We start from the raw sequence: 13,259 nt of genomic DNA, 5'->3' as shown, positions 1-13,259 counted from the left end.
TCGTCCCGCCCACTGCACCGCGAATACACCCCGGGGCCACTCGCCAGGGGGGGGGTACCCCCCGCGGGGGGGGGGGCCGCCCCCCGCGCCGCCCCCCTCGCCGTATTTCCCCGGGTGATTACGCCGGTGCGATCATCCCCGCCGACAGGTCGATGTCCGCCCCGCACAGTCCGGGCATCGCGAGCAGCGCCACCAGGGCCTGTGCGACCTCATCCTCCTCGACCAGCCGGCCGAGCGCGGCCCGCGAGACGAAGTCACGTTCCGCCTCCTCGACCGTGCAGCCGGTGAGTTCGGCGGTGAGCCGGAAGTTGCGGTCCATGCGGGGTCCCCGGACCGGGCCCGGGGAGAGAGAGTTGACCGCGACCCCCTCGGGGCCGACCTCGCCCGCCAGGGTGCGGGTGAGGCCGATCAGGGCCATCTTGGAGGCGGTGTACGGCGTGCGGTGGAGCAGCGGGCGCTTGCCGCTGACCGAGGCGACGTTGACGATGTCACCGCGTCCGGCGGCCAGCATGGGCGGCAGGAAGGCCCGGCACATGAGGTAGACGCCGCGGACGTTGGCGGCGAACACGTCGTCCCACTCGTGGGGGTCGATGTCGACAAGCGGCCGCACCGGTCCGGCGACCCCGGCGTTGTTGACGAGCAACGACACCTCCTCGTCGGCGAGTTGACGGGCCAGGGTGCGGACGGACGCCGGGTCGGAGACGTCGCACACCGCCGTGCGGGCCGCTTCGCCCACCTTGGCCGCCGCCTCGGCGAGGGCCTGCTCGTTCCGGCCGACGAGGACCACCCGGGCGCCGGCGTCCGCGAGTGCCAGCGCGAACGCCCGGCCCAGCGGGCCTCCGCCGCCGGTGATCAGGGCCGTACGGCCGTCCAGGCTCACCCTTCGTTCCAGGGCAGCTCGTCGCCCGCGGCCTTCGCGGCCCGTACGTCGCCGGAGCGCGCGTGGCCCTCGAACAGCTCCACCCGGGACGCGCGTCCGCACAGCCGCCCGAGCAGGGCCTGCGAGGCGGTGTCCGTGACCTCCTGGTAGGTGACCGTCTTCAGGTACTTCCCCACCCACAGGCCGCCGGTGTAGCGGGCGGCACCACGTGTGGGCAGCACATGGTTCGTGCCGATCACCTTGTCGCCGAACGACACACAGGTGCCCTCGCCCAGGAACAGGGCGCCGTACTGGGTCATCTTCTCCAGGGCCAGGCGGGGCTCGGTGGTGAGTACCTCGACGTGCTCGAAGGCGAACGTGTCGGCGAGAGCGTACAGCTCGTCGAGGGTGTCGACGACATGGACCTGGCCGTGGTCGCGCCAGGCGGGTCCGGCGTAGTCGCGGGTGGGCATGCCGGGCAGGATCCGTTCGACCTCGGCGATGGTCTTCTCGGCGACCTCGCGGGAGGTGGTGATGATCACGGCCGGGGAGTCCGGGCCGTGCTCCGCCTGGGAGAGCAGGTCGACCGCGCAGACGAACGGGTCGGCCCGCGCGTCGGCGAGGACCAGGATCTCGGTGGGTCCGGCGAACAGGTCGATGCCGATCTCGCCGAACAGCTGGCGCTTGGCCTCGGCCACATAGGCGTTGCCGGGTCCGGCGATGAGGTTGACCGGCTTCATGGTGTCGGTGCCCACGGCCATCGCGGCCACCGCCTGGACCCCGCCGAGCAGCCAGATCTCGTCGGCGCCTGCCAGGTGCATGGCGGCGACGGTGGCGGCCGGGATCTCCCCGTGGATGGGCGGGGTGCAGGCGACCACGCGCGGCACGCCCGCCACCTTGGCGGTGACGATGGTCATGTGGGCGGAGGCGGTGAGCGGGTAGCGCCCGCCGGGGATGTAGGCGCCGGCCGCCTGCACCGGGATGTGCCTCTGCCCGAGCCGCACGCCCGGCAGCGTCTCCACCTCGAACTCGCGCAGGGAGTCAAGCTGGTGCCGGGCGAAGCCACGGACCTGTTCCTGCACGAAGGTGATGTCGTCGATGACCTGCCGGGGCACCGAGGCGACGATCTTCTCGACCTCCTCGGCGCTCAGCCGGAAGGAGCCGGGACTCCACTGGTCGAACTTCTCGGAGTACGCGCGGACGGCCGCGTCGCCGCGTTCGCGGATGTCCGCGATGACGCCGGACACGGTGGCGCGCACCTGGTCGAGGGTGGCGGCCACCTCGGCCCCGGGCACGGCGTGCTTCAGGATCTCTGCCACAACTACGGCCTTTCTCAGGAGGATCGGGGTCAGACCGGGGGCGCTTCGAAAAGCACGTCGGGGTCGTTGAACTGCTCCTTGGCGACCGACTCGCTCATCGGGTCGGCGGTGCCCCACTGGTCCTGGGTGACCGGGTCGGCCACGTCGTGGCGGCCGGGGTGCCAGAGGTCCTCTTCGAGGACGGCGAGTTCGGTGGTGTACTCGACGGTGTTGCCGTGCGGGTCGTGGAAGTACGAGAAGGTGTTGTCGCCCGCCAGGTGCCGTCCCGGCCCCCAGGTGAGCCGGGTCCCGGCGCGCAGCGCACGCCCGGTGCCGCGCATGTACTCCTCCACCCCCCGCATCTCGAACGAGGCGTGGTGCAGCGACACATGGGGCCCGCGGGCGATGGCGAAGGAGTGGTGCAGCGGACTGCACCGCAGGAAGTACATGAGGTCACCCATGTGCGCGGAGTACAGGGTGTCGGTGAGCCGGAAGCCCAGGTGCCGGACGTAGAAGTCGCGCAGCCCCTCCGGGTCCTGGGAGTTGACCACACAGTGCGACAGCCGCACTGGGACGGCCTCGCGCTCCTCGATCCTGCGGTGGGTACGGGTGGCCACGTCGGCCGAGACCTCCACGACCCGTCCGTCGGGGTCGAAGAAGCGCAGCCCGTAGCCGCCGCCGGGGGTGTCCAGTGCCCGGGGCTCGTGAATGATCCGCACTCCGGCGCGGCCGAGCCGTACGGCGAGTTCGTCCACCGCCGCCGGGGACACCGCGCCGAAGGCGACGAGGTCCATCCGCTTCCGCTCGTCCTCGCGGATGCGGACGATGTACTGCTCGGGGCTGCCCTCGGCGGCGAAGAACGCGATCCCGCTGTCGTTCGCGACCTCGGTCAGGCCCCAGGTGGTGCCGTAGAAGGCGCGCTGGGTGGCGAAGTCCGGTACGGCCAGATCGACATGGCGCAGATGGCTGATGGGCTGGAAGCTCATGGGTGGCTCCTGACGGTGTTGCGCTGGTGGCCGAGGCCGGTGATCTCCGCCTCGATCACGTCTCCGGGCCTGAGGAAGACCCTCCAGTGCGCGCCGTTGCCGGCCGGGGAGCCGGTGAGCAGCAGGTCGCCGGGGCGCAGGGTGGTGGTCGCGGAGGCGTAGGCGATCAGCCGCGGAATGTCGAAGATCATGTCCTTGGTGGACTCGTCCTGCCGGACAACCCCGTTGTGCCGCAGCGTGATCCGCAGGTCACCCGGGTCGCCGACGAATTCCGCGGGGACCAGGAAGGGGCCCGTCGGCAGGAAGGTGTCGGCGTTCTTGGCGGTGAACCAGTCGGTGCCGATGGCCTTCAGGTCGGGCCGGTAGAGCCGGTCCCGGGTCGTCAGGTCATTGCTGATCGTGTACCCGGCGACGTACGACATCGCCTCCTCGGCCGGGATGTCCTTCCCCGACTTCCCGATGACCAGGGCGAGTTCGAGTTCCCAGTCGTGCTGATCACCGAGCGCGGGCAGCACGATGTCGTCGTAGGGGCCGCACAGCGCGCGCGGTGATCCGAGGAAGAGGTACGGCACTCCGTCGCGGATCCGTTCGTCCATCATCTTCTCGGCGTCGGCGCGGGCCTCCCGCGGGGTGGCGCCGTGCACGCTCTCCTTCTCGGCGGCGACCAGATCGACCACGTGCTTGCGGTAGTTGGCGCCGCTCTGCAGGATCTGGCCCGGCTCGATCGGTGTCAGGACCCGCAGCTCCGCCAGGTCGTGCCAGGTGCCGTCGGCGTCGTCGGCCAGTCGGTGCAGCCGGGGCAGCCAGGTGTCCCAGTCCTCGACCAGCGCGCGTACCGACGCCACCAGGCCGGAGAGGTCACGGACCCGCGCGCCGGCGACCAGCCCGGGAAAGACGGCCGCGCCGTCCCCGAAGGTGCCGAGCGCGAAGGGGCCGGCAGGGAAGGGGCCTGCGGAGAAGGGGGAAGGTTCGGGCACGGGCGGCTCTCCTCGTACGGGTGGGGGCTCGCCCTCGACGCTAGGCACCGGGCGCGGTCGACGGAAATGGCCGTTGGCGATGCCTGCCATCGCCTGCGCTGCCACCCCGTGCCGGCAGTGGCGTGCGGTGGCGCCATCGCCGTACGGGATGGATGCCGTCCCCCTTGCCGATGCCTCGATCCGTTGACCCTGCACGGACCGCCGACCAGGCTCGATGCCACCCGAACCCGAGGAGAACACCGTGGTGGTCGAGCATGCCGAGCTGACCGTGGAGGAAGGCCGGGAAGCCGAATTCGCGGAGGTCTTCGGCAAGGCCCGCGAGGTGCTCGCCGAGGCCGGCGGCTTCCGCTGGGCGGAGCTGCTGCGCTGCGACGAGCGGCCGCGGACCTTCCTGCTGCTGGTCGGCTGGGAGTCGGTCGAGGCGCACACGGTCGGCTTCCGGGAGTCGGAGCGGTTCGCACGCTGGCGGGCGCTGGTCGGCCCGTTCTTCGCCGCGCCGCCGGCCGTCGAGCACTACCACGAGCTGGGCCCGCGCTTCACCGGCTGACAGCCGCAGGCCGCTGCTCTTTGTCTTTCTCCTTTGAGGTCTTTCTACCGTGAGCAAGGATCGCCCATGCCCGTTCACAAGGTGCTCGTCGTCGGCGGCGGCATCACCGGAAGCATGCTGTGTCTCGCGCTCGCCCAGCGCGGTGTCGAGGTGGAGCTGGTCGAGATCTCGCCCCGGTGGTTCGGGGTGGGCCATGGCATCACCATCCAGGGCAACGCGCTCAAGGCACTGCGTGCGGTCGGCGTGCTGGACCGGGTACTGACCCGGGCGGTGCCGTTCGACCTCATGCGGCTGCGCCGGGCGGACGGCGGCCTGATCACCGAGCTGGAGACCCCGCACACCGGCGGTGCGGACCTGCCGTCCACGGCGGGCGCACTCCGCTCGGACCTGCAGAACGCGCTGTGCGACGCGGTGTACGCGCACGGCGTCTCGGTCCGCCTGGGCCTGAGCGTCGAGCGCCTCGACCACTCCCCCGGTCTCATCGATGTCACCTTCACCGACGGTTCGGCCGGCCGCTACGACCTGGTGGTCGGCGCGGACGGCATCAACTCGGCGATGCGCGCGCTCATCGGCATCACCGCGAAGCCCCGCCCGGTCGGCATGTCGATCTTCCGGGTGGTGGCTCAGCGGCCCGCCGAGATGGACTGCGCCGAGGTGTACTACGGCGGCCCGCGCTACAAGGCCGGCTACAGCCCGATATCCGGCGACCAGTGCTACGCCTACCTCCTCGACGAGAACCTCGACGCCTCCCTGATCGGCCCGCGCGCCTCGCTGGACCTGCTGCGCGAGCGCGGCGCCGGGTACGGCGGCACCTGGGGGAAGATCATCGCCTCGCTGCCGGACGACACGGCAGTGGACTACCGCTGGATCGAGGCGGTGCTGGTCGACGAGGACTGGCACCGGGGCCGGGCGATGGTGATCGGCGACGCGGCGCACGCCTGTCCGCCGCTGATCGCGCAGGGTGCCGCGATGTGCATGGAGGACGCGGTGCTGCTGGCCGAACTGGTCACCGGCGACGAGCCCCTGGACCGGGCGCTGGCCCGGTTCATGGCCCGGCGGCTGCCGCGGGTGCGGATGGTGCTGGACAACTCCCTGCGGCTCGCCGAGTGGGAGATCCACCCGGAGACCCCGGGTGCCGACCCGGCGCGGATCATGTCGGAGACGCTCTCCTCGCTGACGGTGGCCGCATGAGCACGCCCGTCGTCGACTTCCACGGCCATCTCGCGGTCCCCGAGGCCGACGCCCTGGTGGCGGGCACCGGGGGCTTCGCGGCCGAGCTGGCCGCCGAGCAGCGCGCCCACTCCCCCGAGTCGCTGGCCGTCAACCGAGCGCAACTCCAGCGTCTCGCACCGCAGTTGACGGACGTCGGGGTGCGCCTCGCCGACCTGGACGCGATGGGCGTCGACACCCAGGTGGTCGGCCCGATGCCCATGCACCACTACTGGGCCGACCCCGAATTGGCGGTGCGACTGGCCCATACCGTCAACGAGTCGGTGGCCGCGCACTGCGCCACCGCGCCCGAGCGGCTCCACGGCCTGGGCACGGTACCGCTCCAGCACCCGGACCTCGCGGTCGCCCTGCTGGACAAGGCCGTCACCGAGCTGGGCCTGTACGGCATCAGCGTCTCCACCACCGTCGAGGGCCGCGAGCTGGCCGACCCCGCGCACGACGAAGTCTGGTTGAAGGCCGAGGAGTTGGGCGCGGTCGTCTTCGTGCACCCCTGGGGCTGCTCGCTCGGCGAGCGGCTCGCCACGCACTACCTGGGCAACACGGTCGGCCAGCCCACCGAGACCACGGTCGCGCTCTCCCGGCTGATCTTCACCGGAGTCCTGGACCGCTTCCCGCGGCTGAAGCTGGTGGCCGCGCACGGCGGCGGCTATCTGCCGACGTACATCGGCCGCTCCGACCACGCCTGGCGGGTACGGCCGGACGCGCGCGGCTGCGCCGAACCGCCCAGCTCCTACCTGCGCCGGATGTGGTTCGACGCCCTGGTCTACACCCCCCGCGCGCTGCGCCATCTGGTCGATGAGGTGGGCGCGGACCGGGTGGTGCTCGGCACCGACCACCCCTTCGACATGGGGGTGACGGACCCGGTGGCCCGGCTCGACGCGGCCGGTCTCGACCCGGTCGCGCGCGACGCGATCGCCGGGGGCAACGCCCTGGAACTGCTGCTGAAAGGACACGTCCGATGACCGTCGGTCCCATCGAGGAAGAGCTCGCCAAGGCCCGTGCCCTGTACCGCAACTGGGGCCGCTGGGGCGAGGACGACGTGCTGGGCACGCTGAACTTCGTCGACGACGCGATCCGCGCGCACGCCGCCGGTCTGGTCCGGCGCGGCCGCTCCTTCTCGCTGGCGCAGGAGTTCAACGAGTCGGGACCGCAGCGCGGCTTCCGGGGCCGGATCAACCCGGTGCACTACATGCGGGACACCGGCTCCGACGCGGCGGCCGGCACCCAGGGCTTCCCGCACGGTTTCGGCGGCGCCGACGACCACGTCCTGATGCCGCTCCAGGCCTCCACGCAGTGGGACGGGCTGGGCCACATCTACGACAACAAGCAGGCCTGGAACGGCCGTCCGTGCACGATCGTCAACGGTGACGGCGACTCCGTGACCGGTATCGAGCACATGCGGGACGCCTTCACCGGCCGCGGGGTGCTGCTCGACGTCGGCCGGGCGGCCGGGGACGCGCGCGGTGAACTCCCGGACGGCTTCCCGATCCTGGAGGAGCACCTGCGCACCACCATCGAGGCGCAGGGCGCCACGTCGGGTGTACGCCGGGGTGACATCGTGCTCGTGCGCACCGGCCAGCTGGGCCGGGTGCGGCGGCTCGGCGAGTGGGGCGGCTACGCAGCGGGGGACGCGCCCGGCCTGTCCTTCACCACCCTCGGCTGGCTGCACCGCACGGAGATCGCGGCCATCGCCTCCGACACCTGGGGGCTTGAGGTACGGCCGTACGAGTTCGCCGAGCCGGCGATGTCGCCGCTGCACCAGATCGCCATCCCCAACATGGGCCTGCCGCTGGGCGAGATGTGGGACCTGGAGGCCATCGCGGAGGACTGCGCGGCCGACGGTGTCTACGAGTTCCTGCTGGTGGCGGCACCGCTGCCGGTGACCGGCGCGGTCGGTGCCCCCGTCAACCCCATCGCGGTCAAGTGAGCCGCCCGGTGACTGCGATCAATCGGGGGACGACCCCCGAACCCCCGAGGGAGAACCGCTTCTCCGGCACCCTCCATCTCCCCGGTGACGAGGACTTCGAGGAGGCCGTGTACCGGCGGGTCTTCAACGCCCGCCGGCCGGCCGACCGCACTCCCGCCGCCGTACTCAAGGCGGCCACCGAACAGGACGTGGTCGAGGGCGTACGGCTCGCCCTGGAGCGCGGCTGGCAGGTCGCCGTGCGCTCCGGCGGGCACAGCTGGGCGGCCTGGTCGGTGCGCCGGGACGCGCTGCTGATCGACCTCGGCGGCTTCCGCGAGATGGCGTACGACCCGCGGACCGGGATCGTCACGGCCACCCCCAGCGTCAAGGGCGGCGACGAACTCAATCCGTATCTGGGGGAGTTCGGGCGGTTCTTCAACGGCGGGCACTGTCCGTCGGTGGGCATCGGCGGTTTCCTGCTCCAGGGCGGGCAGGGCTGGAACGCGCGCGGCTGGGGCTGGGCGGCCGAGAACATCGTGGCGATCGACCTGGTCACGGCGGACGGCGAGCTGGTCCGTGCCGACGAGACGCGGCACAGCGACCTGTTCTGGGCGGCGCGCGGTGCGGGCCCGGGTTTCTTCGGGGTCGTGACCCGCTTCCATCTGCGCACCCGTCCGCTCCCCGGGCATCTGGCGCACACCGTGCACGCCTACCCGCTGGACCTCTTCGACGAGGTCATGACCTGGCTGCACCACACCCATCACACCGTCTCCGACCTGGTGGAGATCGTCGCCCTCACGCAGACCCCGCCCGATCTCGACGGACCGGTGCTGCTGGTGACGGGTGTGGCGATGACGGACACCCCCCAGGAGGCGGCCGAGGCGCTGGCGCCCCTGCACGCCAACCCGTACGCCGACCGGGCCCTGTTCCGGGTCGAGGCCCGTCCCACCACCATCGCGGAGCAGTTGACCGGGCAGCGCGCCGCCAACCCGGAGGGTCACCGCTACTTCGTCGACAACGCCTGGCTGGCCGGCACCGCCGAGGAGGTCGTCCCGGCGATCCGCAAGGCGTTCACCGAGCACCCCACCCGGGGGACCTTCACCATCTGGTTCTCCATGGCCCCACTGCGCCGACTGCCGGACATGGCTTTCTCGTTGCAGTCGGAGATCTACTGCGCGAGCTATGTCGTCCACGACGAACCGGGGCGGGACGCGGAGCTGCGCGGCTGGCTGGACGAGGCGATGGCGGCGATGGAGCCGGTGACCACGGGCCAGTACCTGGGCGATTCCGACTTCACGGTACGGCAGGTGAGGTTCATGGGCGACGAGCAGTGGCGGCGGCTGAACGAGATCCGGGCGGCCCGTGATCCCCAGGGCGTGTTCGCCGGCTATCTGAGCGCCGGGACCGTCACCAACACCAACCACTGGGAGCAGTGAGCCATGCGTTTCGCGACATACGAGCACGAGGGCGAGGAGCGCGCCGGTGTGGTGCGGGACGGGGTGATCCACCCGCTGCCCGAGGGGGTGAGCGTCCTCACCCTCGTCGAGGCGGGCGTGCTGTACGCGGCCGGCATCGAAGCCCTTGATGCCCCAGGTGATCTGACGGTGGATCAGGTGCGGCTGCTGCCGCCGCTGAAGCCGCCTTCGATCCGGGACTTCGTCGGGTTCGAGGCTCACATCGAGGGTGTGTCGAAGTCGCTGGACGGTCTGGAGCGGGTGCCCGAGGAGTGGTACCGGGCGCCCAACTTCTACTTCACCAACCCGCATGCCGCCTACGGCGCGCACGACGACGTTCCGGTCCCTGCGGGCTGCTCGGTGCTCGACTTCGAGCTGGAGGTCGGAGCGGTCATCGGCCGCAGCGGGCGCGACCTCACCCCCGAGCGGGCCGGGGACCACATCATCGGCTACCTGGTCTTCAACGACTGGTCGGCCCGTGACCTGCAGAAGCCGGAGAAGAACCTCGGCCTGGGCTTCTCCAAGGGCAAGGACTTCGCCAACACGCTCGGCCCCTACCTGGTCACCGCCGACGAGGTGCAGGACCGGCGGGATCCGGACGGCTTCCTGGACCTGGAGATGACGGTCACCCTGAACGGGGAGCTGATCGGCCGGGACACCCTCGCCAACACCTCCTGGACCTTCGAGGAGATGATCGCCTACGCCAGCCGGGACGCCTGGGTGCGCCCCGGTGACATCCTCGGCTCGGGCACCTGTGGCTGGGGCTCGCTGGCGGAGTTCTGGGGCCGGCTCGGAGAGCGCACCCCGCCCCCGCTGAAGCCCGGTGACGAGGTGACGCTGAGCGTCGAGGGGCTCGGCACGGTGTCCAACCGGATCGTGCCCGGACGGGCGGACGCGTATCTTCCGCGGGCCCGCAAGAGGGGTCGCACGCCCCGCCCCTAGCACCCGAAGCTGTGGGGGGCCTGTGGTGCGCGCACGCCCCCCACCTGGGGGTATCCGGTGTCCGGATGCCTGGCATCGCATCCCCTGAGAGTCGCCCCGACCCCCTTCCTCGACGGCCGTCCGCTGGTTAACCTCCCGTTTCACCGAAGCTTCAATGACGTGGCCGGCCGGAAGGGGACACCCGTGGGTCTCGGAGCGATCGATCTCAATCTTCTGGTGGCACTGGAAGCGCTCCTGGAGGAGAAGAACGTCACCCACGCGGGTGTGCGGCTGTCCACCAGCCAGTCCGCGATGAGCGGCTCGCTGGCCCGGCTGCGCCGGCACTTCAATGACGAGCTGCTGATCCGGGTGGGCCGCGAGTACGAACTGACACCCCTGGCGGAACGGCTGCTGCCGGTCGTCCAGGGCTCGCTGCAGAAGGCCGAGGAGGCGCTGTCGCTGACCCGGCACTTCGACCCCGGACGCAGCCGCCAGCGCTTCTCCGTGGTCATGTCGGACTATGTGATGACTGTGTTCGTGGAGCCGCTGCTGCGGGTCATCGCGGCCGAGGCGCCGGGCGTCCGGATCGACTTCCACCCGATCGTCGACGGCCAGCTGGAGACCGAGACGCATCTGCGCTGCCACGACCTGATGATCGTGCCGCTCGGTTACCAGCTCCCAGGGGTCAGCGAGGCGGTGATGCACGACCGGTTCGTGTGCCTCGTCGACCCGGACAACCCGCGCCTGGTGGACGGGCGGCTCACCCTCCGGGACCTCGCGGAGATGCCGCACGCGGCCTGCGCCATCGGCAAGAGCCACACCCCCGCCGAGCGCCAGCTGGAGACCCTCGGGATCACCCCGAAGGTCCAGGTCAGCACGCCCGGCTTCAGCGTGCTGCCGTTCCTGGTGAGCGGCACGGACCTGGTCGCGATGGTCCCGGAACGGCTGGCGAGGCGGTACGAGGGTTTCGCGCGCTGTGCGGTCGTACCGGCGCCGTTCCCGGACGTGCCGCTGGTGGAGGCCATGTACTGGCACCACAACCGGCACGCCGACCCGGCCCACCGCTGGCTGCGGGACACGGTGCGCAGGGTCGGGGCCGCGCTGGGCCAGGAGGCCGCAGAGGAGAACCCGGGCGAGATCCCGGCCGAGATCCCAGGCGAGATCGACGGGGCGGATGCCAGCCATCCCGAGCGCGCGTTTCCGCAGCTGTCCGCGGCTTCCTAGCGTGGACGGGAGGACACTCCCGTATCCCCTTGGAGGAAGCCGTGAGCCGCACGCGCCTGGCGGGCCGTACCGTCGTCGTCACCGGAGCCGCACAGGGCCAGGGAGCCGCGGAGGCGGCCGCGGCCGCCCGGGAGGGCGCCACGGTGATCGCGACCGATGTACTGGACGAGGCCGGCGAGAAGCACGCCGCCGCCCTGCACGCCGACGGTCTCGACGTCCGGTATGCCCGTCTGGACGTGACCTCGCCGGAGGACTGGGCGGCGCTGGCCGCCTCCCTCGACGTCGTGCACGGTCTGGTGAACAACGCGGGCATCCCGATGCGGGCCCGGCTCGGCCAGGTCGAACTCGCCGACTGGAACCGGGCGTTCGCCGTGAACACCACCGGCGCCCTGCTCGGCATCCAGGCCCTCGCCCCGCTGATGCCGGCCGGCTCGTCGATCGTTAACGTCGGCTCGGTCGCCGGGCTCACCGCGCATCACGCGGTCGCGTACACGACCAGCAAGTGGGCGCTGCGCGGGCTGTCCAGGGTCGCGGCCCTGGAACTGGCCCCGCGCGGCATCCGTACGAACGTCGTCCACCCCGGCTACATCGAGACCCCGCTGATGGCGACCGCCAACCCGGTGTTCGTCACCGCCCACCTCGCCATGACGCCCCAGGGCCGCCCGGGCACGGTCGACGAGGTGGCGCCGCTCGTCGTCTATCTCCTCTCCGACGAGGCGTCGTACGTCAACGGCGCGGAGATCACCGTCGACGGCGGCTACTCGGCCCACGGCCCGGTGAAGGCGATCACCGACGCCCTGGACCGGGGCTGAGCGTCAGCTTTTGAGCTGCTCCAGCGTGGACCTGGTGTCCGTCTTCAGCCACCCCGTCACGTCGTCGAGGGTGGGCGGGTCGGTGTCGCTGTCGTACGAGGAGAAGTACGCGCTGTAGTACATGGTGTACGTCATCCAGCCGTCCCGCACCGCGAGCGTGGCGTACCGCGAGCCGCTGGTGGTGGAGCCGTTGCTGGTGTCCTGGGTGACCAGGTAGGCCTCCTCGCCGATGCCGCTCACCGGGCTCACGTCGTAGTCCGTGTGGCTGTCGCCGTACTTCTTCCAGGTGGCCGTGAACTCCGGCCCCGGGTCGGTCTTCTTGTGCAGGTCGACCGTCATGGTGAGATAGGCGTCCCCGTAGCTGGAGCTGGTCTTCTTGAGACTGAGACTGCAGTAACTCTCGTCCAGCGCCGGGTCCTTCAGCACGTTCTTCGTCGGGGACGAGTCGTCGACGGGGTACTCGTCCTTGAACGACGAGTAGTCCGCGCCGGAGCAGAGGTTCGCGGGCGCCTGGTAGCCGCGCAGATCGGCGCCGGTGCCGAAGCCGCCGGTCAGGAAGATGCCGCCCGCCCAGGCGGCGGAGGCGACCACCGCGCCCACGACGGCCCACAGCACGGCTCTCCCGGCCGCGTTCCCGCCCGCCGACGGCGATGGTGGTGCGGTCGGGGGCGGGTAGCCGTAACCGGGCTGTACGGCATAGGGGTTGCCCTGCTGCGTGCCCTGTTGCGGCGGTGGCACGGGCTGGTTGACGAGGGTCGGCTGGGCGTAGGGGTTCGGCGGTGGCGGCGACTGCGGGTTCGGATACGGGTACGCGGTCGGCTGGGGCTGCTGGGGCGGTGTCGCCGGCGGCTGGTCCGGCTGCTGCAAAGGCTGCTGCGGGGGCTGCTGGGGAGTCGACGGCGGCTGCTGCGGAGAGGACGGCGGCTGCTGCGGTGGCGTGGACATGTCGTGAAGATAAGGCATAACCCGATATCAAGTCCCGTCCCGGCCATGACCGTTATGGATTGCGGACATCCGTTGCGGTGCCACGAGCCCGCAGTGAGAC

General features: G+C 71.2%; 13 protein-coding genes. 8 read left to right on the top strand and 5 right to left on the bottom strand.

Annotated features, from left to right (window positions below):
- Positions 1–118: 118 nt before the first annotated feature.
- From ACWGJB_RS16420 to ACWGJB_RS16405, 4 genes are read right to left on the bottom strand one after another with little or no spacing between them, the layout of a single operon-like run.
- Positions 119–880 carry an SDR family NAD(P)-dependent oxidoreductase gene (locus ACWGJB_RS16420; protein WP_453380841.1) on the bottom strand — a complete coding sequence of 254 codons (762 nt, stop codon included), beginning with the start codon at positions 878–880 and terminating at the stop codon, positions 119–121.
- The gene (gene hisD / locus ACWGJB_RS16415) at positions 877–2,178 is read right to left on the bottom strand and encodes a histidinol dehydrogenase (RefSeq protein WP_453380840.1); all 1,302 of its coding nucleotides are present in this window, start codon (positions 2,176–2,178) and stop codon (positions 877–879) included. Before hisD ends, ACWGJB_RS16420 begins: the two co-directional genes overlap by 4 nt.
- A gap of 29 nt (positions 2,179–2,207) precedes the next feature.
- Positions 2,208–3,143: a VOC family protein gene (locus ACWGJB_RS16410; protein ID WP_453380839.1), complete on the bottom strand. Its 936-nt coding sequence runs from the start codon at positions 3,141–3,143 to the stop codon at positions 2,208–2,210.
- Positions 3,140–4,120, bottom strand: a complete 981-nt coding sequence (locus ACWGJB_RS16405; RefSeq protein ID WP_453380838.1) for a fumarylacetoacetate hydrolase family protein — start codon at positions 4,118–4,120, stop codon at positions 3,140–3,142. Before ACWGJB_RS16405 ends, ACWGJB_RS16410 begins: the two co-directional genes overlap by 4 nt.
- Positions 4,121–4,361: 241 nt before the next feature.
- Between ACWGJB_RS16405 and ACWGJB_RS16400 the strand changes: the two genes are divergently transcribed.
- From ACWGJB_RS16400 to ACWGJB_RS16365, 8 genes are all read left to right on the top strand, one after another.
- Positions 4,362–4,667 (top strand): antibiotic biosynthesis monooxygenase family protein, encoded by a 306-nt coding sequence (locus ACWGJB_RS16400; RefSeq protein WP_351736269.1) that lies wholly within the window; start codon positions 4,362–4,364, stop codon positions 4,665–4,667.
- A 66-nt stretch (positions 4,668–4,733) separates the two neighbouring features.
- The gene (locus ACWGJB_RS16395) at positions 4,734–5,858 is read left to right on the top strand and encodes an FAD-dependent monooxygenase (RefSeq protein WP_453380837.1); all 1,125 of its coding nucleotides are present in this window, start codon (positions 4,734–4,736) and stop codon (positions 5,856–5,858) included.
- Positions 5,855–6,859 (top strand): amidohydrolase family protein, encoded by a 1,005-nt coding sequence (locus tag ACWGJB_RS16390; RefSeq protein ID WP_453380836.1) that lies wholly within the window; start codon positions 5,855–5,857, stop codon positions 6,857–6,859. Before ACWGJB_RS16395 ends, ACWGJB_RS16390 begins: the two co-directional genes overlap by 4 nt.
- Positions 6,856–7,824: a cyclase family protein gene (locus ACWGJB_RS16385; protein ID WP_453380835.1), complete on the top strand. Its 969-nt coding sequence runs from the start codon at positions 6,856–6,858 to the stop codon at positions 7,822–7,824. Before ACWGJB_RS16390 ends, ACWGJB_RS16385 begins: the two co-directional genes overlap by 4 nt.
- Positions 7,825–7,832: 8 nt before the next feature.
- Positions 7,833–9,239, top strand: a complete 1,407-nt coding sequence (locus ACWGJB_RS16380) for an FAD-binding oxidoreductase (RefSeq protein WP_453380834.1) — start codon at positions 7,833–7,835, stop codon at positions 9,237–9,239.
- 3 nt (positions 9,240–9,242) lie between these two features.
- Positions 9,243–10,199 (top strand): fumarylacetoacetate hydrolase family protein, encoded by a 957-nt coding sequence (locus ACWGJB_RS16375; RefSeq protein ID WP_453380833.1) that lies wholly within the window; start codon positions 9,243–9,245, stop codon positions 10,197–10,199.
- A gap of 183 nt (positions 10,200–10,382) precedes the next feature.
- Positions 10,383–11,402 carry a LysR family transcriptional regulator gene (locus tag ACWGJB_RS16370; protein ID WP_453380832.1) on the top strand — a complete coding sequence of 340 codons (1,020 nt, stop codon included), beginning with the start codon at positions 10,383–10,385 and terminating at the stop codon, positions 11,400–11,402.
- A gap of 41 nt (positions 11,403–11,443) precedes the next feature.
- Positions 11,444–12,214, top strand: a complete 771-nt coding sequence (locus ACWGJB_RS16365) for an SDR family NAD(P)-dependent oxidoreductase (RefSeq protein WP_453380831.1) — start codon at positions 11,444–11,446, stop codon at positions 12,212–12,214.
- 3 nt (positions 12,215–12,217) lie between these two features.
- Here ACWGJB_RS16365 and ACWGJB_RS16360 read toward each other — a convergent pair whose 3' ends face one another.
- Positions 12,218–13,159 carry a hypothetical protein gene (locus ACWGJB_RS16360; RefSeq protein ID WP_453380830.1) on the bottom strand — a complete coding sequence of 314 codons (942 nt, stop codon included), beginning with the start codon at positions 13,157–13,159 and terminating at the stop codon, positions 12,218–12,220.
- Positions 13,160–13,259: the final 100 nt, after the last annotated feature.

This window comes from Streptomyces sp. NPDC054813 (assembly GCF_053611365.1).
The sequence above is the reverse complement of the archived record's forward strand: the minus strand, read 5'-3'. Positions and strand labels throughout refer to the sequence as shown.

Excerpts from the sequence above, each read along its gene's own strand:
- ACWGJB_RS16410 (WP_453380839.1), bottom strand. The coding sequence starts at position 3,143 with ATGAGCTTCCAGCCCATCAGCCATCTGCGCCATGTCGATCTGGCCGTA.
- ACWGJB_RS16395 (WP_453380837.1), top strand. The coding sequence starts at position 4,734 with ATGCCCGTTCACAAGGTGCTCGTCGTCGGCGGCGGCATCACCGGAAGC.
- ACWGJB_RS16390 (WP_453380836.1), top strand. The coding sequence starts at position 5,855 with ATGAGCACGCCCGTCGTCGACTTCCACGGCCATCTCGCGGTCCCCGAG.
- ACWGJB_RS16385 (WP_453380835.1), top strand. The coding sequence starts at position 6,856 with ATGACCGTCGGTCCCATCGAGGAAGAGCTCGCCAAGGCCCGTGCCCTG.
- ACWGJB_RS16375 (WP_453380833.1), top strand. The coding sequence starts at position 9,243 with ATGCGTTTCGCGACATACGAGCACGAGGGCGAGGAGCGCGCCGGTGTG.
- ACWGJB_RS16360 (WP_453380830.1), bottom strand. The coding sequence starts at position 13,159 with ATGTCCACGCCACCGCAGCAGCCGCCGTCCTCTCCGCAGCAGCCGCCG.